Below are 20,036 nucleotides of genomic sequence, written 5' to 3'. Positions count from 1 at the left end.
TACTTCACATCTTAACGACGTGAAGTAATAAAAAATATTTAACCTTTCCATAAGCTTGCTAAATCTTGTAGAGAGAAAATACCAGTGATAATCGTAACTATAACTGCTATGATTCCGAAAACAAGCATCCAAGTAGGATGTTTATAATCTCCAACAATAGATTTTTTACGACTAGCAATTAAGATAGCCCCTAGTGTGATTGGTAAAATCCAACCATTGATTGCTCCCGCAATTATAAGTAAACTTACAGGTTTACCAATGAATAAGAAAATTAATGTTGAGATAACTATAAACATAATGACTATTAAATTATTTTTATTAAATAAAGACTTATGTAATGTCTTTAAAAAGGTTGCACTTGTATATGCTGAACCGATAACAGATGACATCGCTGCTGCAAAAATAACTACACCAAATATATTTTTTCCTATTGGACCAATAGCGTGTTCAAACACTGAAGCAGGTGGATTTTCTGCACTTAACGTAACTCCAGTAACAACCACACCTAAAACTGCTAAGAAAAGTAAAGTTCTCATAACTCCTGTTGTTAAAATACCTGCAATCGCAGATCTGTTAACGAAAGGTAAAAACTCTTTACCTTTCATGCCAGAGTCTAATAATCGGTGTGCTCCTGCAAAAGTTATATAACCACCTACAGTGCCTCCGACTAATGTAATTATAGGTAAAATAAGTTTGATTGGATGTTCAGGTGCAACCATGTGTACTAATGCATCACCGTATGGAGGATTAGAAACTACCATCACATATGCAACGACCAAAATCATTACTACCCCTAGAATCATAGATACTACATCCATTATTTTTTGGCCACTTTTACTTACAAAGATTAAGATAGAGAATATTGCAGTTATAGCTGCACCCCATTTAACATCTAAACCAAACATTGCATTGAGTCCAAGACCTGCACCTGCAATATTACCTATATTAAATGCAAGTCCCCCAAATGCTATTAATATTGATATCACTGTGCCTAATCCAGGTACAACTTTATTTGAAACTTCTTGACCACGCAATCCAGTAACTACTAAAACACGCCAAATATTAATTTGAGCACCAATATCAATTAATATTGATATTAAAATAGCGAATGCAAAACTAGCATAAAATTGTGCTGTGAAAACAGCCGTTTGAGTAAGAAATGCCGGACCAATGGCAGAAGTAGCCATCAAAAATACTGAACCATATAATAAACGTCTATGACCTTTTGTAAATTTAAATTCTTTCCCACTTTGTTTTGTTTCTTGATTGTTGCTTTGTTTAAAATTTTCTCCCATCTCTGGTACCCCCTATAAGGATTGAATATCAATGCCTTCTTTCGTTAATTTTTTTCTGATTTGAGTTACAAAATCAAGTGCATGAGCACCATCACCATGGACACATATTGTATCGGCTTGTAAATCAATTTCTTTACCATTTTTACTAACAACTTTATTTTCAGTAACCATTTTTAACACTTGCTGTAATGCTTCATCCGTATTTGTAATTGTCGCATCTGATTCTTGACGACTTACAAGCTGACCATCATCTTCATAACGACGATCTGCAAAAACTTCTGAAGCAGTACGTAAACCAAGCGCTTCAGCTTCTGAAATTAACAATGTATTAGATAGTCCAACTAGCACTAAGGATTTATCGAAATCATAAACCGCTTGTGCAATAGCTTGAGCAATTTCTTTATTTTTAGCGCCCATGTTATATAAAGCACCATGAGGTTTAACATGATTTATACGAGTTCCATGAATTTTACAAAAACCATTCAAAGCACCTAATTGATAGACAACTAAATTGTAGATTTCTTTAGGTTTAATATCCATTTTGCGTCTGCCGAAACCTTGTAAATCAGGTAAACCTGGATGTGCTCCTATGCCTACACTATTTTCTTTAGCAAGTTGTATTGTCTCATTCATTACATTTTCATCACCGGCGTGAAAACCACAAGCAATGTTTGCCGAAGTAATTAATGGAATAATATCTTTGTCGCCACCAAATGAATAATTTCCAAATGCTTCACCTAAATCACAATTCAAATCGATTTGCATTATAAATCCACCCCTTTAATGATTTGATGCTTCTCTAAGAATTTAATATCAACTTCACTTGCATCACCATCTGCATATAACGGATAACTTAATACTGCGTATAAGAAATCTGCTGTTGTAGTGAAACCTTCAATAACCATTTCATCTAATGCTACTTTCAATTTATTGATAGCTGTTTGTCTATTTGAGTCTTTTACAATTACTTTTGCTACAAGTGAGTCATAATATGGTGATACTTGATAACCGGAATATAATAAAGAATCAACTCGAATATTAAATCCTTGTGGTAAATGTAATTTCTTCACTTTACCTGGAGTGGGCTGGAATTTCTTTTCTGGATTTTCAGCATTAATACGTGCTTCAATTACATGTCCGTTAAACACTATATCTTCTTGTTGGAACGGTAATTCACCATATTGCAATAAATATAATTGTGCTTGTAAAAGATCTCTATCTGCTCGCATTTCAGTAACTGTATGTTCGACTTGGATACGTGCATTCATCTCAATAAAGTAGTGAGCATCCTCTGTTACTAAAAATTCAATTGTACCAGCACTTCTATAATTAGATGCCTTTGCTACTTTAACAGCATCATTACAAATCCGTTCTCGTCTTTCATCTGTTAATGCAGCACAAGGTGATTCTTCAATAAGTTTTTGATTTTTTCGTTGCACTGAACAATCACGTTCACCTAAATGAACATAGTTATTTTTACCATCACCGATGACTTGAACCTCTACATGCTTTGCAACGGGAATAAAAGCTTCAACGTATACACGATCATCATTAAAATATTTTTGACCTTCACTTTTAGCTTCTTTTAATGATTTTTCTAATTGTTCAGGTTCTTTAACGATACGGATACCCTTACCTCCACCGCCACTTGCAGCTTTAAGAACAAGGGGGTATCCTATTTCTTCCGCGAGTTTTTTAATTTCATCAACAGATTCAACCTCGCCGTCAGATCCAGGGATTACTGGAACATTTGCAGCATGAACGGTCTGACGAGCTGTAATTTTATCCCCCATCATTTCCATTGTCTTTTTATTAGGGCCAATGAAGTGGATATCATTTTCTTCAACAGCTTCAGCAAAAGTAGTTGATTCAGATAAGAAACCGTAACCAGGGTGTATCGCATTTGCTCCGGTAATTTCTGCTGCTGAGATAATACGTTCTATATTTAAATAGCTATCTAAAGGATTAGCTTCTCCAATACAAATCGCTTGATCAGCTAAACTTACATGCAGACTATCTTCGTCGCCTTTGGCATAGATGGCTACTGTTTCGATTTTCATCTCTCTACATGCGCGAATAATCCTTACGGCTATTTCCCCTCTGTTTGCAATCAAACAACGATACATAAGTCTATTCCCCCTTACTTCACTTTGACTAATACTTGATCATATTCAACATTAGTACCATGTTCTACAACAATTTCAGTAACCTCACCACTCACGTCACTAGTGATTTCGTTCATTACCTTCATTGCTTCTATGTAACCAATGATATCTCCTTCTTTAACTTGATCACCAACTTTAATTTGGGGATCCGTTAATTCTTTACTATCTTGTAAGAAAAACGTACCAACCATAGAAGATTTAATTTCTTTGTCATCACTAGAATCTTGCGTTTGGTTGTTAGTATCTTGAGTTTCATTATTAGTTTGTGTCATTTTATTTGATTGTACATTTGCAGTTTGAGATAAACCTTGTGATGAATTACCCTCTGTGAAATCAAGTTCAATTTCATTCTCAAAGTCTTTATATTTAAACTTTTTTACATCATTTGATTTTACTAAATTTATAATTTCTTCTATTCTTTCAAGATTCATTATTATTTGTCCTCCTTAATTAGTGATGCTAATTTCTTAGAAGTGTTTCTTACATTGCTTAAATTAAATAATGGTTGTTCTGACACGTTTTTTAATTTTTGATCAAAATCATTTTCAAATTCTATTAATTGTTTAAACGCTTCTTCTGTAGATATCCATTCAAATCGAATAGTTTCTCCCGGTTTAAGTTGCGCTAATTTTTTTAAATCTAATTGAGTAACTGTAGCAATTTTAGTATAACCACCTACAGTTTGTTTATCATTTAAAAGAATAATTGGGTTTCCGTCATTAGGAACTTGGATGCTTCCTAAAGCTACAGGTTCAGAAATAATGTCAGCCGTTTTCAAAGGTGAAACGGATGGACCAACTAATCTGTAACCCATACGATCCGACTGATCTGAAACCTTAAATTCAGAATTGATAAATGTATCTACTGCTTCCTCTGAAAATGAACTAAATTGAGGACCTTTAATAACATGAATAGTATTATCCTCTACTAATGGTTTATAGTCGGTTGCTTTACCTAAATTCTCATTATAAGATGCATTACTTTGAGTAGGTATAATGTCATGCTTTTTAAGCGCTCGTCCTTCAAAACCACCAAGTCCACTTCTAGTATGAGTAGAATAACTCTCTGCAATCCTTTCTATTTTTAACGGATGACCAAACACAAGATATCCTCTCGCACCTTCAGTAACCTGACCGATTTCTAATACATCGTTAGTCTGTACTTTATATACTACTTGTGAATCAATGGAATTACCGTTTAATTTTGCATTGGATGTTCCACCGATAAATGCAAAAGTATTTTCTTTAAGAAACTGTACTTTAGGGCCAATAACAGTGTATTCAATCGCAGGTCCATCATTACCAATTAATTTTTGAGCCATTTTAAAACTATAAAAGTCTAAAGCACCAGCTCCGGAAAATCCTAAATCTTGATAACCTATACGTCCTTCGTCTTGGATTGTTGAAAATAAGCCAGGTTGTAAAATTCTAATACTCATCTTTATTTGTCACCCACTTATCTATATCAAATTTTCCATTTTCAATTTCCTCAGATATATTGTTATATTCATGTTGATCAATCTCATAAAACTGAATATAATCTCCAGCTTCATACATTGTCATCGGAGTTCGATTGAGATCAAAAACCTTAAGAGGTGTACGACCAATAATTTGCCACCCTCCTGGAGAGTCCATTGGATATAATCCCGTTTGATTATTGGCTATTCCAACAGAACCAGCCTCAATCTTAAGTCTTGGCTCAGAACGTCTTGGTGTATGTAAACGTTCGTCAAGCCCCCCTAAATAAGGAAATCCTGGCATAAAGCCTAACATATAAATAAGGTATGGCTGACGAGTGTGAATCTGTTTGACTTCTTCTTTAGTTAAATGATTATGTTCTGCAACTTCAGCCAAGTCAGGTCCATATTCCTCACCATATAAAACAGGAATTTGAATAATACGCTTATTTCGAGTTCTAGCATCTGACTCGTTTTGTAAGCGGTTAAGTTCTAAATTTTCTAACAATTCATTTCCTTCTATCCTCTTATTATCGAAGTATATTAGAATTGCTCTATAAGATGGAATGATTTCTGTTATCTCTGAATGATTCTGTTTCTTTATGTATTGTACTGTTGATTGAACGAGTTGGTAAGTGCTTTCACTAATTTCATTATCAAAATAAATCATCACAGTTTGTTCATTTATAATTTGAGTTTCCAACTTTAAAATCCCTCCCCTTTAAATTTTTAAGGATTTATTTGCTGTAACTATTTAATTGTATCATTGCAATAAAATGTTTGTTTAATAATTAATTCAAATTGTTAGTGATAATTACTAATAATTTGATATATAGAAATTAAGGTCTTTCAAAAAATATAGCATTTCTATTTCAAAAAATCGCTAATATTTATTTAATCATACATATTATTTTTTGTCATGATAAAAATGATGAATAACAAAAGGATTTTATCCTACTCATCTATTAAGAACTACATTTAATGGTGTAATGTTTCTTTAAAGCTAAAATTTCTATAATAATAACATAAAAAAGTCCAAGTCATAAAATATGACTCGGACTTAATACTAGAATTCATTAGTACTAGCAATTTTAAAATAAAATAATTAATTATTTGATATCAACGATTTTAACGTTCATTTCTCCGCCGTTAGGAAGAGGAACACGAACTTCGTCATTTAATCCTTTACCTATTAAAGCATTTGCCATAGGAGATTCATTTGAAATTTTTCCTTTGAATGCGTCAGCTTCAGCAGAACCTACTATTTGATAACTTTCTTCTTCATCACCTGGTAATTCAACAAAAGTGACTGTTTTACCAATTTGAACAACGTTATTATCACCATTATCTTCAATGATAAGCGCATTTCTAATCATATGTTCAATACGTTGAATATCTTGTTCGATAAATCCTTGTTCATCTTTTGCTGCATCGTACTCAGAGTTCTCTGATAAGTCACCAAAAGAACGAGCTACTTTAATTTTTTCAACAACTTCTGGTCTTTTAACCGTTTTTAATTCTTCTAATTCTTGCTCAAGTTGTTCATAACCTTCTTGAGTCATTGGGTATTGTTTTTGGTTTTCCATAATGTCATCTTCCTTTACTATAAGTTACTATTTTTTGCTAACGAGTGATTGAATCTTCGTAGTCATAATATCAATTGCGACCTTATTACTGCCACCTTCAGGTATGATTATATCTGCATGTTTTTTTGTTGGTTCAATAAATTGTTCATGCATTGGTCTGACTACATTTAAATATTGATTAATTACAGACTCCATAGAACGTCCACGTTCTTGAGTATCACGTGTAAGTCTACGTAAAATTCTTAAATCTGCATCTGTATCAACATAAATTTTTACATCCATCATATCTCGTAAAGTTTTATTTTCTAAAGCAAAGATACCTTCTACGATAATAACATCTTTTGGTTCAAATGCAATCGTTTCATCACTACGAGTATGTTTCGAATAATCATAAGTAGGAACTTCGATGGCCACACCATTTCTTAAATCTTTTAGATTTTGTATAAGTAAATCATTATCGAATGCGAATGGATGATCATAATTTGTCTCAAGTCTTTCTTCAAAAGTTAAATGAGACTGGTCTTTATAATAGTAATCTTGAGCTAAAAGTGCAACACTGTGGCCTTCAAGATTCTTCATAATTTCATTAGTAACAGTGGTTTTACCTGAACCAGAGCCACCAGCAATACCAATAATTGTCGTTTGATTCATTAGCCGATTTCCTTTCTCATCATGTTATTAGCATAAATAGGTTTGTCGACTTTAATTTGAACAATTTGCAGTGGATGACGTGCGGCATCTAAACTATTACCTTCCTCATCATAAATAGCATCAACAATTTGCCTGAAACTATCAATTTCAGGACCAAAGAATTCAATTTCTTGTCCTGGTTTGAAATGGTTTCGCTGTTGTATGGTAGCAAGTTGCGTTTGTTCATCATAGTCGAGTACTAGTCCGCAAAAATCGTAAGCTGATTTCTTAGATTGTTCTTCTCCAAACATTTGCTCTTCATATCCAGGTGTCCCTTGGAAGAAAGCTGGCGCTGTATCACGATTTGCGCATTTATCCAGTTCTTTGAGCCATTCAGGTTTAATCTTAAAATTCTCAGGATCCATAGCATAAGCGTCTATGACTTTTCGATAAACTGATACGACTGTTGCAATATAATGAATAGATTTCATCCTACCCTCAATTTTTAAAGAGTCGATTCCTAATTCCATCATTTGTGGTATAGATTCAATTAATTTTAAATCTTTTGGACTCATTGCAAACGGTGTAACATCTCCATCTTCATAAAATAAATCAAGTTCTCCATCATTATCTACTTGAAGTAAATCATAGTCCCAACGGCAACTTTGACAACAACCTCCACGGTTTGAATCACGAGCTGTCATATGATTACTTAATGTACAACGTCCTGAATATGCTATACACATTGCACCATGAATAAAAGCTTCAATTTCAATATCAACTTTTTCCTTCATTTCTTTCATTTCCATAGCGCCTGTCTCACGTGCTAACACAACACGGTCTAAACCTTCTTCTTTCCAAAATTCAACAGCTTTATAATTTGAAAGAGATTGCTGAGTAGATAAATGAATTTCAAGTCTTGGTGCGACCTCTTTGCATGTTTCTATGATTAATGGATCTGCTACAATAATTCCAGTTGCGCCTGTTTTATCTAATTGACGTAGATAGTCCTCTAATCCATCCATATTTTCATCATGTGCAATAATATTTGTTGTAACGTAGATTTTAGCACCATAACGATTTGCAAATTCTACGCCTTCAGCAATTTCATCCATAGTAAAATTATCTGCATTTGAACGTAAACCATACTCTTGACCACCTAAAAATACTGCATCAGCGCCATAATGTACAGCTATTTTAAGTTTCTCTAAATTTCCTGCTGGAGCAAGTAATTCTGGCTTTTTCATTTTTGGTTTCGAACTTGATTGAACTTCTTCTAGAGTTTTCATTATTAATGATAAGCCTCCCTTAGTAAACCGTTTGTTTATATAAGAAACCTTCATCGAATGGACGATGTTCAGGTTGAATTTCCTCTATAGGATCGACTAACATGAATTTTTCATCATCATATGCTTCAGGGTCTTCATTAAATAAGTCAATTGCTTCTCTATATTGCTCTGTTACTACATTGATATAGTCTTCTGATTGTAGAACGCCATCGATTTTGAATGCGTCAATTCCCGCTTCAAAAAATGGTTCTAATTCCTCGATTAAACAAATATCATTCGGAGACATAATATGCGTTCCATTATAATCTTCAAAAACTGGATATTTGTTATCGCGTTCTTCATCATATAAAAGTAAATCTTGTTGTGCATTATTGCGCTCAATCTTCATTTGTCTGTCTTGGAATGTATAGTAATTACCTAACAACATTCGTTTCGATTGAAACATGCATGTCATTCCATGTACTTGAACTTCGATTTCAACATTAGCATTCTTTTTAATATTAATCATCTCTTCTAAGCTAAGCTCTTTAGCTAAAACAGCTCTTGATGCACCCTTTTTCCCCCAATAATTACATTGGAAATAATTTGTTACTAATGCTCCAGCATCCCAATGTAAAGGGATAGGATTTGATTGTTTTTTAACAAACATTACTACTGCTGGATCACCGAAAATAATTCGATCCACTTGAATTTGATGTAAAAAATGTATGTAATCTTCTAAAGCATCTAAATGATAATTATGAAACAAACCATTGACCGCAGCATAAACTTTTTTATTGTTTCTATGTGCTATTTCAACAGCTTCTTTCATCATTTCACGATTAAATTCTCCTGGAAGTCTTAAACCAAATTTTTGTTCACCAATAACAAATGCATCTGCACCTTTTTCTATTAGTGTTTCCATATGAGTTATTGACTTAGGAGTAACTAATAATTCAACCATAGTCATTCTCCTTTAATTGATATTGCTATACCATCATCTATATTTAAAAAGTTAGTTGTATACCCTGATTGCTCCATTAACCACTGGTTATATTGTTGTACCTTTTTAACCATTTGACGAACATTTCTAGATCTCACAATGTCTATATTCGATACAAAACCGTGGTATAAGACATTGTCAGTTACTACAATCCCACCTTTTCTTAAAAGAGGCGTATATAACTCAAAGAACTTTTTGGATTGGGCTTTGGCTGCATCGATAAATATCATATCATATTCTCTATCATTGACTTGTTGGTATGTTTCTAGCGCATTACCTTCAATCAATCTTATTTGTTCATTGTAACCATATTCTTGAAAATAATTTCGCGCCAAAGCAATCATATCTTCGTTACGTTCAATGGTAGTTACATGTATATCATTTGCTACTGAAGAAAATTGCATTGAACTATAGCCAATAGCAGTACCAATTTCTAGAATGTTTTTGGTATGATTCATTCTTATTAATTGTTTAATCATATCTAAAGTTAATTTATCTACAATAGGAACTTGATTGTCTTCTGCATAAGGTCTTAAATTCTCTATGTTTGTATCTAACTTTTGATGTAATTGAGTTAAATAGTTTTGGTTCAAATCCATTTTGAAATAACTTCCTTTATTATAAAAACTAAAAAGATTTGTAGACATAAAATAAATCAGTCCAAAATTGATTATCATTTTAATCAATATAAATGACTGATTTCTATAATGGTGCTTCTATTTCTTTCATATTAGAAGTGAATGATCGTTTCATAGAAATTAACTTTACATATTTTACCATAAATTATTAATAAATATAAGTGCGAAATATGTGATTCAATTTATTTTAGTATGTTATTAAAGTAATTATAGTTTGAGTTTTTAATTTCGATATTACTAACTCGATTAAATAACAATAAATTAACTCATTTTTAATCAAAAAAGCTCTAAGATGTATACTAAAAACTTACATCTTAGAGCTATGAGTTTTAAACAATTAAAGCTTACATATTAATAATGAGATACTATTCATTAATCTCAGTATTTACAACCTCTTCAATCATATCCCATTCTTCATCTGTTTCGATAGGTACTAATTTACCACCATCTCCAGATTCATCAGGTTCATTAATCATAGGTACGAGTTCAATCATATCATCTTCATCAGATTGAGCACCTTCTTCGGCTAATACAACATATTCCTTTTTGAATTCAGGATGGTAAAATTCTAACATTTTACGATATAAAACTTCATTGCCGTCTTCATCGAATAAAGTTAATAATTCTTCTTCGTTATTAATGCTTAAATCTGATTCATGATTTTGTTCGTGGTTATGTTCTGTCATTTTTATATCTCCTTTATTGGATAGAGTCTAAATAGCCTTGTAATATAAACACAGCTGCCATTTTATCTATAACTTTCTTTCTCTTTTGCCTAGAAACATCTGCTTCTAGTAATGAACGTTCAGCAGCCATCGTACTTAATCGCTCATCCCACATTATAATTTCTATGGAAGGCAAGGCTTCTTGAAGTTTCTCTTTGTATTGTAACGAAGCCTCTCCTCGAAATCCAATAGAATTGTTCATATTTTTAGGTAATCCTATAACTACAGTACCGACTTGATTTTTTTTAATAATATCGACTAATTCTTCTATGCCTAATTCGTTTTGTTCTTCGTTGATACGGAGTGTGTCTAAACCTTGGGCAGTCCATCCCATTAGGTCACTTATAGCAATGCCAACAGTTTTGCTTCCTACGTCTAAACCTATAATTTTATGTTGTAACATTTTAATGGTCAGACTCTTTTAAATAATAAGAAACAAGTTCTTCCATAATCACATCTCTATCAATATGACGAATTTGATTTCTCGCTTCATTTTGGCGAGGAATATAGGCAGGATCACCAGAGAGTAAATAACCTACAATTTGATTTACTGCGTTATATCCTCTTTCTTCTAATGTACGGTGCACATTGTTAAGTACTGATTTGACATCTTCTTTTGGAATCTCTTCATAGTCAAATTTCATCGTTTTATCAAAGTTTTCCATATGTGACACTCCTTTTAATGCATATTATTATTCAAGTTAATTCTACAATATTATGAAATTAAGTTATAGATTTTTAATGTAATCTTTAATGAAGTGTAATGCTTCTGTTATGTTTTCAGGTTGTGTGCCGCCACCTTGAGCCATATCCGGACGACCACCGCCTTTACCACCTACGATAGGTGCCATGTTTTTTATAATGTCTCCTGCTTTAACTTGATCTGTAAGTGATTTAGGAACAGTAGCTATTATGGAAACTTTACCATCAACATTACTTGCTAACACAATAATCGTGTCTTGTAACTTAGATTTAAAATCATCCATCGTTGAGCGTATCGCTTTAGCGTTTGGAACTTCAACTTCAGTTGCTAATACTTTCAAGTCATTGATAACTTCAACTTGGTCTTCAACATTTCCCATTTTAAGAGAGGTGATTTCTTTGTTACGTTGTTCTAATTGTTTAAGTAATGATTTTTCTTCTTCTTGTAACTGAGTTACTTTACCAACTACTTGTTCATCTGATTTGACTTTAACATGATTTTTAATGGTATTAAATTTAGACTGAATATCTTCGAGATAAAGGAAAGCAGATTTTCCTGTTAACGCTTCGATACGTCTAACTCCTGCACCAGTACCAGATTCACTTACAATTTTAAATAAACCAATTTCTGCAGTATTACTTACATGAATACCGCCACATAATTCGATAGAAAATGGAGCCATATTTACTACTCGAACAATATCACCATATTTTTCACCGAAGAGAGCCATTGCCCCCATAGATTTGGCTTCATCTATACCCATTTCTTGAATACGAACATCAATGCCTCTCCATATTTCTTCATTCACTCTTCGTTCAACTTGATCTAATTCTTCTTGCGTCATTGGGCCGAAGTGCGAGAAGTCAAAACGTAATCGATCTGCTTCTACTAATGAACCTGCTTGGTTTACGTGATCACCTAATACTTCTTTTAAAGCAGCATGTAATAAATGCGTAGCACTATGATTCTTTTGAATTGCACGACGGTCTTCTTTATTAACACTAGCATCCACTTCTGCTCCAACTGTAGCTTGTCCATATTGCACAATACCTTTGTGTAGATTCTGACCATTTGGTGCTTTCGTCACTTCAGATACTGCAATTTCAAATTTATCATTTCCAATTGTACCTTCGTCTGCTACTTGGCCGCCACTGACAGCATAAAATGGCGTAGCTTTTAGTGTGAAATAAACAGTCTCTCCAGCTTCCACTGACTCGACTTCTTCACCATTGTATATTAAATGCGTGATTATAGATTGGTAATCAGTTGTTTCATATCCAACAAATGTACTATCATCAGTAATATTTTTTAGCACTTCACTTTGTATTTGCATAGATTGAGAGCTTTGACGTGCTTGTCTAGCACGGTCTCTTTGCTGTTGCATTTCATTTTCAAAAGTAGTCATATCAACTGATAAACCTTCTTGAGTTGCTAATTCTTCGGTTAATTCTACAGGGAAACCATAAGTATCATATAGTTTAAATGCATCTTCCCCTTTAATTTCATGATTGTCTTTTTTAGCTTTTTCAATTAACTGATTTAGAATTGATAAGCCTTCCTCGAGTGTCTCATGGAATCGTTCTTCTTCTGACTTAATCACTCGTTTTATAAAATCGGCTTTTTCTTTGACATTTGGATAATATGGTTCCATAATTTCAGCAACAATATCCACAAGTTTATACATAAATGGTTCATTAATACCTAGTGATTGACTAAATCTAACTGCACGACGTAATAAACGACGTAGGACATATCCACGCCCTTCATTTGCAGGTAATGCACCATCAGCAATTGCAAACGCAATGGTTCTAATATGATCTGCAATAACTTTAAATGCTACGTCTTGCTCTTCAACTTCTAAATATTTCTTTCCTGAAACATTTTCAACTTCATTTATAATAGGCATAAATAAATCTGTTTCATAATTTGTTCTGACATTTTGTGAGATTGAAGCCATACGCTCTAATCCCATGCCAGTATCAATATTTTTATTAGGAAGTGGTGTATACGTATTGTCTTTATTATGATTAAATTCACTAAATACTAAATTCCATACTTCTAAATATCTTTCATTTTCTCCGCCAGGGTACATTTCTTCAGCAGGATCATTCTGACCATATTCGTCACCACGATCATAGAAAATTTCTGTATTAGGTCCCGATGGCCCTTCGCCAATATCCCAGAAGTTACCTTCGATTCGAATAATACGAGTTTCATCTAAACCAATATCTTCATTCCAAATTTTATAAGCACCCGTATCTTCTGGATGAATTGTTACATATAATTTTTCTGGTTCCATACCCATCCATTTCTCACTAGTTAAGAATTCCCAAGCGAATTCAATTGCTTCTTGTTTAAAATAATCTCCAATTGAGAAATTTCCAAGCATTTCAAAAAATGTATGATGTCTCGCTGTAAAGCCAACATTTTCAATATCATTAGTACGAATGGCTTTTTGTGAGTTTACAATTCTTGGCTTTCTTGGCGTCTCGCGACCATCAAAGTATTTTTTTAGTGTTGCTACACCTGAGTTAATCCATAGTAATGAATCATCATCAATAGGTACAAGTGGTGCAGAAGGTTCAATCATATGACCTTTTTCAACGAAGAAATCTAAATATTTTTGTCTAATTTCACTAGCTTTTAAATTTTTCATCTATAGAACACTCCCTTGGGAAATAAGTATTTAATAAAGAAATACGAATTTTAACTTAATGATAATCACACGAAAAAAAAAACGTTCATCCACAAAGGGACGAACGTTATCGCGGTACCACCCTAGTTATAAGAAAAATAATAGTAGCTATAAAAGAAACTATTTATAACTTAATTAAATTTCTTACCACTTAAAATTACGTATTCTCTATGACATAAAGTAGCGTTCGGTAACATTGATTGTACTTTACACCAGCCAGTACATCTCTAAAATCAACATGTTACTTACTCATCTTTATGTGAACTTAAGTTTATTTTATTTATTTTAATGACGAATGTCAATGCTCGGCAAAATCGTAAGGCGTCATTTCTCCCATATTAATCATAGGATCAATTTTAAATATAGTGGTTTCACTAAGAACAATGTCATTATGTGGTGCGTCAGTTGTTGCGTTCTCTTCTTCAGTTTGTGTAGTATCATGTTTTTCAGTGCTATTTACAGATGAATGACCTGAACTACCTATAACTTCTTGCTCATCACCAAAATAAGATTTTAATAAGTGATTCAACTGAGTTAAACGTTCTTGGCCTTTTGTCTTCAGTCCTATATCAAATGCTTGGGGATCCCCAAGTAAAACAAGTGATTGCTTAGCACGGGTCAGACCCGTATAAAGGATAGGTCTTTGTAACATACGAAAGTATTGTTTAACTATAGGCATAATAACAATTGGAAATTCTGACCCTTGAGATTTATGAATAGATGTACAATAAGCATGAGTAAGTTCAAGTAAATCTTGTCGAGTAAAGGTAATTTCATTTCCTTCAAAATCTACTACTATTACATCTTTATTAAGAGCATTTTCTTTAGCCCAAAATATACCTACAATTACACCAATATCACCATTAAATATATTGTCATTAGGTCTATTGACCAACTGAAGTACTTTATCTCCTTTACGAAATACAACATCTCCGAATTCAATTTCACGACTATCTTTTTCCTTTGGATTTAAAATAGATTGTAATACTTGATTGAGACGTTTTATTCCTGCATTACCTTTATACATAGGAGCAAGGACTTGAATATCACTCATATTATACCCTTTACTCACTGCACTTTTAACTACTTTATCTACTACATCAGGTATTTGGTCTGAAGTACAGTTAATGAAACTGCGATCGTGAAAACGTTGAGTTATATCTATGGGTTCGCCTACTTTCATACGATGTGCTAAATCAACAATACTTGAGCCATCTTGTTGGCGATACACTTCCGTAAGATTAACACGCGGAATTCTTTTAGAATCAATGAGGTCTTTAAACACTTGACCCGGTCCAACTGAAGGGAGTTGGTCTTCATCTCCTACAAATACAATTTGAGCATCTAATGGAACAGCACTTAAAAATTGATGAAATAACCATGTATCTACCATAGACATTTCATCTATAATGATAAGCCGTGCATTAATTTCATTATCTAAAATATCTTCAGGTTGTGTTTCTTGATTCCAACCTATTAAACGGTGAATTGTCATTGCTTCTAATTCAGTAGATTCCTGAAGTCTTTTAGATGCGCGTCCAGTTGGTGCAGCAAGTACAACTGGATAATCATCCTCGTTGTAATCATCATAATCCAATGATAATCCATGTATTTCCGCATAAAGCTCTACGATGCCTTTAATGACAGTAGTTTTACCAGTACCGGGACCACCTGTAAGAAGCATCACTTTTGAATTGATTGCCGTCTCTAAAGCCTCTTTCTGTGAAGTTGCATAATTTACTTGATTTAGTGACTCAATTTCACCAATATGCATTTGTAAATCTGATTGTTCGATTTCTTTTAACTTTTTATTATTAGCTTGAATCCGATAAAGATTTTGAACACTCTTTAATTCCGAATAATACAAACTTGGAATTGAAACTTGTTCTTCGCTTTGAATCAATTTTTTCTCTTCAGAGAGTTGCTCAATCTTTTGCTCTAGCATTTTAGTAGAAATAACAACTTCAGAGCTATCGTTAAGCATAGTTTGCGTTGATTCAATCACATATGAATTAGGCAAATATGTATGTCCTTGTTTGATACATTCTTCTTCAAGTGTATAAAGCAATCCTGCTTTTAAACGCTCTTCAGAATCTGCTGCAATACCAATGTTTCGCGCTAATTGATCAGCTTTATTAAAACCTATTCCTTTAATATCATAAACGAGTTGATAAGGATTTTCGTCTAGTATTTTCAATGTATCTCCCATATAAAACTGATAAATTGCCATTGAAAGTTTAGGACCAAATCCTAAATCATGTAACCGAATCATTATTTTTTCTGATTCTTGATTCGAACTTATTTGTTCCGCAATCTGCTTTTGCTTTTTCTTAGGTAAACTAGGGACTTTTTCTAACACTTCAGGATTATTTAATATATCATTGATTGCATTCTCGCCTAATGCATTAACAATATTTTGAGCTGTTTTCTTTCCTATTCCTTTAAATAAATCACTAGATAAATAACTAATAATTGCATCTTTGGTTTGTGGAAGTTCCTTTTCAAAAGTTTCAGCTTCTAATTGTTTACCATAACGTGGGTGTTCGACAATTTGCCCTTTAAACGTATAGACGTCTCCTTCAACTACATTTGGAAGAAACCCTACAACAGTTGGCATGCTATCAAAGGACTCATTCGTTTCAATCGTGTCAACTTTAAGAACTGTATAGAAATTATCATTATTTTGAAATAATATAGCATCTACAGTACCTTTGATCATTGATTTATCAAAAAGTGTAGGGTCAGACATGTTACTCATCCTCTTTCATCGTCTTAAACGTTTTTAAAGCGTGTTGACTTAATAAATGCTGTTCATCAATAGAAACTGCTTGTTCAAAATAAGCAATAGCTTCATCAACATCTTCTTTTTTCATATAGCTTGCTAGGCCGAGATTATATATAGCATCTACATGTTTAGGGTCAATTTTTAATACGTGATTTAACTGATTAATGGCTTGTTCAAACATTTCGAGCTGGCATAAGACAAGTCCATATTGAAATTGAATCTCAACATCATCGTTATCGTCTTTTTCAGCTGCTGTCATCAAGAATGGTAATGCTTCTTTAAAAGCTTCTAATTGGTTAAATGACATTCCAATCATATAATTACAATCTACAGTAGCTACATTGTTTTTTAATGCCTTTTGATATAATTTAATTGCTTCTTTAAAGCGACCTTGATTATAGTAAACATTCGCTAAATTATAATATACAGCACCATTAGACGGATCAATAGTAATCGCTTTTTGGAAGAAACGCTCGGCTTTTTCTATTTCTCCTGCATCAGATAACACAATTCCTGCATTAATGTAGTTTTCAACTGCATTAGGATTTTCTTCAATATTTTCGAAAAGCGCTTTTAAAGCATCTTCGAACTTACCATCTTTAATATATTGATAAATCTGATTCTGTTCATGCATCATTCGTACCTCGTTTCTAAATAATTATAACATGTTAAAAAAATAAAAACCGTTAACCCAAAGATAGTCATCTTATGAATTAACGGTATTCAAGTTCACGGTTTAAACTACGTAACTAAGTTGACCTTCATTTTTGTATACATCATCTATAGTAGCTCCACCTAAGCAGACTTCTTCATTGTAAAAGACAACCGCTTGTCCAGGAGTAATTGCGCGTACAGGTTGATCGAAAGTTACACGAATTGAAGATTCATCCTCTTTTTTAACGAATACTTTTGTATCTTTCTGACGATAACGGAATTTCGCAGTACATTCGAAACCATGCTCTAAGTCAATTTCATTTTCATTAACAAATGAGAAATCTGAAGCGATTAAGTAATCACTATATAAAGCATCATGATGGAAGCCTTGCTCAACATATAATAAATTGTCATCTAAATTTTTACCTACAACAAACCATGGATCTCCATCTCCACCTATTCCTAAGCCATGACGTTGTCCTATTGTATAATACATTAAACCGCTATGTTGTCCCATTTTTTTACCATCTAATGTTACCATGTCACCTGATTGTGCTGGTAAATATTGCGATAAAAATTCCTTGAAGTTTCTTTCACCAATGAAACAGATTCCTGTAGAATCTTTTTTCTTAGCTGTAGCTAAATCTTGTTCTTCTGCGATTCGTCTAACTTCACTTTTTTCAATGTCACCAATTGGGAACATAACTTTAGAAAGTTGTTCTTGTGATAGTTGGTTTAAAAAGTAAGTTTGATCTTTATTATTATCTACACCACGTAACATTTCTACATGCCCATCCTCATGTCGACGTATACGAGCATAATGTCCAGTTGCGACATAGTCAGCACCTAATTTCAAAGCATGCTCTAAGAATGCTTTGAATTTAATTTCTTTATTACACATTACATCAGGATTTGGTGTGCGTCCTTTTTTATATTCATCTAAAAAGTAAGTAAATACTTTGTCCCAATATTCTTCTTCAAAGTTAACTGCGTAATATGGTATACCAATTTGGTTACATACTGCAATGACATCATTGTAATCTTCTGTGGCGGTACATACACCATTTTCATCAGTGTCATCCCAGTTCTTCATAAAAATACCTATAACGTCATAACCTTGCTCTTTTAATAGGTGTGCAGTTACTGAACTATCAACACCTCCAGACATACCAACGACTACGCGTATATCTTTATTTGACACTATGATTCCTCCTTAAATTTATGATAAATTTTATGAATTTCGGCTACTATATATTTAATTTGTTGTTCGTTCATTTGTTCATTAAAGCTAAATCTAACAGAATGTTTTGCACGTTCTTCATCTTCAAACATTGCTGCTAAAACATGTGACGGTGTTGTAGAACCTGCTGTGCAAGCTGACCCAGATGATACGTATACATTAGAAAGGTCTAGTAAAGTTAACATTGTTTCAACATCAATAAATGGGAAATAAAGATTTAAAATATGACCTGTTGAGTCTGTCATAGAACCATTAAGTTCGAACGGGATCGCACGTTCTTGCAAACTAACTAAGAATAATTCTTTTAAATTCATTAAATGAACATTATTTGCGTCACGATGTTGAACTGCTAATTCCAAAGCTTTAGTAAGTCCAACTATTTGAGGAACATTCTCAGTACCAGCTCGACGTTTCGTTTCTTGTTCCCCACCTAGCTGATTAAATTCAAGCGGAGTATGGTCCTTTACTAAGAGTATACCAGCTCCTTTAGGGCCCCCAAATTTATGTCCAGTTACACTCATAGTATCAATTTTGAAATCATGAAAGTCAATTTCTAAATGACCAATAGCTTGTACAGCGTCAACATGGAATAACGCATTAGTTTCAGCAATAATGTCCTCAATGTCATACATATTTTGAACAGTACCAACTTCATTATTAACAAACATAATTGATACAAGAATTGTTTTATCTGTGATTGTTTCACGTAATTGATCTAAATCAACCGCTCCAGTATCATCTACATCTAAATATGTTACGTCATAGCCTTCTCGTTCAAGTTGCTCAAATACATGTAAAACGGAATGATGTTCAATTTTAGAAGTAATAATATGATTTCCTAATTGTTCATTCGCTTTTACTAATCCTTTGATTGCAGTATTATTAGATTCCGTAGCACCACTTGTAAATATCACTTCATGAGGTTTTGCACCTAATAGTTGTGCAACTTTACGGCGTGATTGATCTAAATATTTACGTGCATCTCTACCTATTGAGTGAATAGAAGATGGATTACCATAATGTTCTTTATAGATTTCCATCATTGCATCAACGACTTCTGTTTTTACTGGTGTGGTCGCGGCATAATCTGCATAAACTTCCATGTGTGGACACTCCTCGTCATGTTATCAATGTTCCTATAATAGCACCAATACTTGCTTTTTTCTACCTTTCTGTTTATGGAAAGAATTCTT

Annotated in this window: 19 protein-coding genes; all 19 read right to left on the bottom strand. The window is 33.2% G+C overall.

Translation table 11 applies throughout. The features are described from left to right. Nucleotides 1–38: 38 nt before the first annotated feature. Nucleotides 39–1,295 (bottom strand): NRAMP family divalent metal transporter, encoded by a 1,257-nt coding sequence (locus MHI13_RS11975; RefSeq protein ID WP_002436557.1) that lies wholly within the window; start codon nt 1,293–1,295, stop codon nt 39–41. 12 nt (nt 1,296–1,307) lie between these two features. Then, entirely contained in the window at nt 1,308–2,060 is a 753-nt protein-coding gene (pxpA, locus tag MHI13_RS11970; protein WP_002436731.1) for a 5-oxoprolinase subunit PxpA, read from the bottom strand. Further along, nucleotides 2,060–3,421 (bottom strand): acetyl-CoA carboxylase biotin carboxylase subunit, encoded by a 1,362-nt coding sequence (locus MHI13_RS11965; RefSeq protein WP_002436565.1) that lies wholly within the window; start codon nt 3,419–3,421, stop codon nt 2,060–2,062. The genes pxpA and MHI13_RS11965 overlap by 1 nt, the downstream gene beginning before the upstream one ends. A 14-nt stretch (nt 3,422–3,435) precedes the next feature. Then, entirely contained in the window at nt 3,436–3,891 is a 456-nt protein-coding gene (locus MHI13_RS11960) for an acetyl-CoA carboxylase biotin carboxyl carrier protein (protein ID WP_002436546.1), read from the bottom strand. Nucleotides 3,892–3,893: 2 nt separating this feature from the next. Then, nucleotides 3,894–4,898 (bottom strand): 5-oxoprolinase subunit C family protein, encoded by a 1,005-nt coding sequence (locus MHI13_RS11955; RefSeq protein WP_002470023.1) that lies wholly within the window; start codon nt 4,896–4,898, stop codon nt 3,894–3,896. Continuing rightward, nucleotides 4,888–5,619 carry a 5-oxoprolinase subunit PxpB gene (pxpB, locus tag MHI13_RS11950; RefSeq protein ID WP_002470041.1) on the bottom strand — a complete coding sequence of 244 codons (732 nt, stop codon included), beginning with the start codon at nt 5,617–5,619 and terminating at the stop codon, nt 4,888–4,890. Before pxpB ends, MHI13_RS11955 begins: the two co-directional genes overlap by 11 nt. A gap of 406 nt (nt 5,620–6,025) precedes the next feature. Next, a complete protein-coding gene (gene greA, locus MHI13_RS11945; RefSeq protein ID WP_002435980.1) occupies nt 6,026–6,502 on the bottom strand; it encodes a transcription elongation factor GreA in 477 nt (158 codons plus the stop codon). Between the two features lie 27 nt (nt 6,503–6,529). Further along, nucleotides 6,530–7,153 (bottom strand): uridine kinase, encoded by a 624-nt coding sequence (gene udk / locus MHI13_RS11940; protein WP_002436118.1) that lies wholly within the window; start codon nt 7,151–7,153, stop codon nt 6,530–6,532. After that, on the bottom strand, nt 7,153–8,421 hold the full coding sequence (locus MHI13_RS11935; protein ID WP_023350164.1) for a peptidase U32 family protein: 1,269 nt from the start codon (nt 8,419–8,421) through the stop codon (nt 7,153–7,155). Before MHI13_RS11935 ends, udk begins: the two co-directional genes overlap by 1 nt. A 19-nt stretch (nt 8,422–8,440) precedes the next feature. Next, a complete protein-coding gene (locus tag MHI13_RS11930) occupies nt 8,441–9,364 on the bottom strand; it encodes a peptidase U32 family protein (protein ID WP_064210121.1) in 924 nt (307 codons plus the stop codon). 2 nt (nt 9,365–9,366) lie between these two features. After that, nucleotides 9,367–10,002 carry an O-methyltransferase gene (locus tag MHI13_RS11925; RefSeq protein WP_002436092.1) on the bottom strand — a complete coding sequence of 212 codons (636 nt, stop codon included), beginning with the start codon at nt 10,000–10,002 and terminating at the stop codon, nt 9,367–9,369. 404 nt (nt 10,003–10,406) lie between these two features. Then, entirely contained in the window at nt 10,407–10,727 is a 321-nt protein-coding gene (locus MHI13_RS11920; RefSeq protein ID WP_002436074.1) for a DUF1292 domain-containing protein, read from the bottom strand. 13 nt (nt 10,728–10,740) lie between these two features. Further along, nucleotides 10,741–11,169 (bottom strand): Holliday junction resolvase RuvX, encoded by a 429-nt coding sequence (gene ruvX / locus MHI13_RS11915; RefSeq protein WP_002435990.1) that lies wholly within the window; start codon nt 11,167–11,169, stop codon nt 10,741–10,743. A gap of 1 nt (nt 11,170) precedes the next feature. Continuing rightward, nucleotides 11,171–11,431, bottom strand: coding sequence for an IreB family regulatory phosphoprotein (locus MHI13_RS11910; protein WP_002435994.1), 261 nt, complete (start codon nt 11,429–11,431; stop codon nt 11,171–11,173). A 63-nt stretch (nt 11,432–11,494) separates the two neighbouring features. After that, entirely contained in the window at nt 11,495–14,125 is a 2,631-nt protein-coding gene (alaS, locus tag MHI13_RS11905) for an alanine--tRNA ligase (protein WP_002436124.1), read from the bottom strand. Nucleotides 14,126–14,462: 337 nt separating this feature from the next. Then, complete coding sequence (gene recD2, locus MHI13_RS11900; protein ID WP_064210122.1) at nt 14,463–16,913, bottom strand: SF1B family DNA helicase RecD2; 2,451 nt, start codon at nt 16,911–16,913, stop codon at nt 14,463–14,465. A gap of 1 nt (nt 16,914) precedes the next feature. After that, a complete protein-coding gene (locus tag MHI13_RS11895) occupies nt 16,915–17,583 on the bottom strand; it encodes a tetratricopeptide repeat protein (RefSeq protein ID WP_064210123.1) in 669 nt (222 codons plus the stop codon). Between the two features lie 102 nt (nt 17,584–17,685). Continuing rightward, complete coding sequence (gene mnmA, locus MHI13_RS11890; protein WP_002436098.1) at nt 17,686–18,804, bottom strand: tRNA 2-thiouridine(34) synthase MnmA; 1,119 nt, start codon at nt 18,802–18,804, stop codon at nt 17,686–17,688. Then, entirely contained in the window at nt 18,804–19,946 is a 1,143-nt protein-coding gene (locus MHI13_RS11885; protein WP_002436113.1) for a cysteine desulfurase family protein, read from the bottom strand. Before MHI13_RS11885 ends, mnmA begins: the two co-directional genes overlap by 1 nt. Nucleotides 19,947–20,036: the final 90 nt, after the last annotated feature.

It is taken from the genome of Staphylococcus sp. FSL K6-0223, assembly GCF_038008285.1.
Note: the sequence above shows the minus strand (reverse complement) of the source record. Positions and strands in the feature narration are given on the sequence as shown.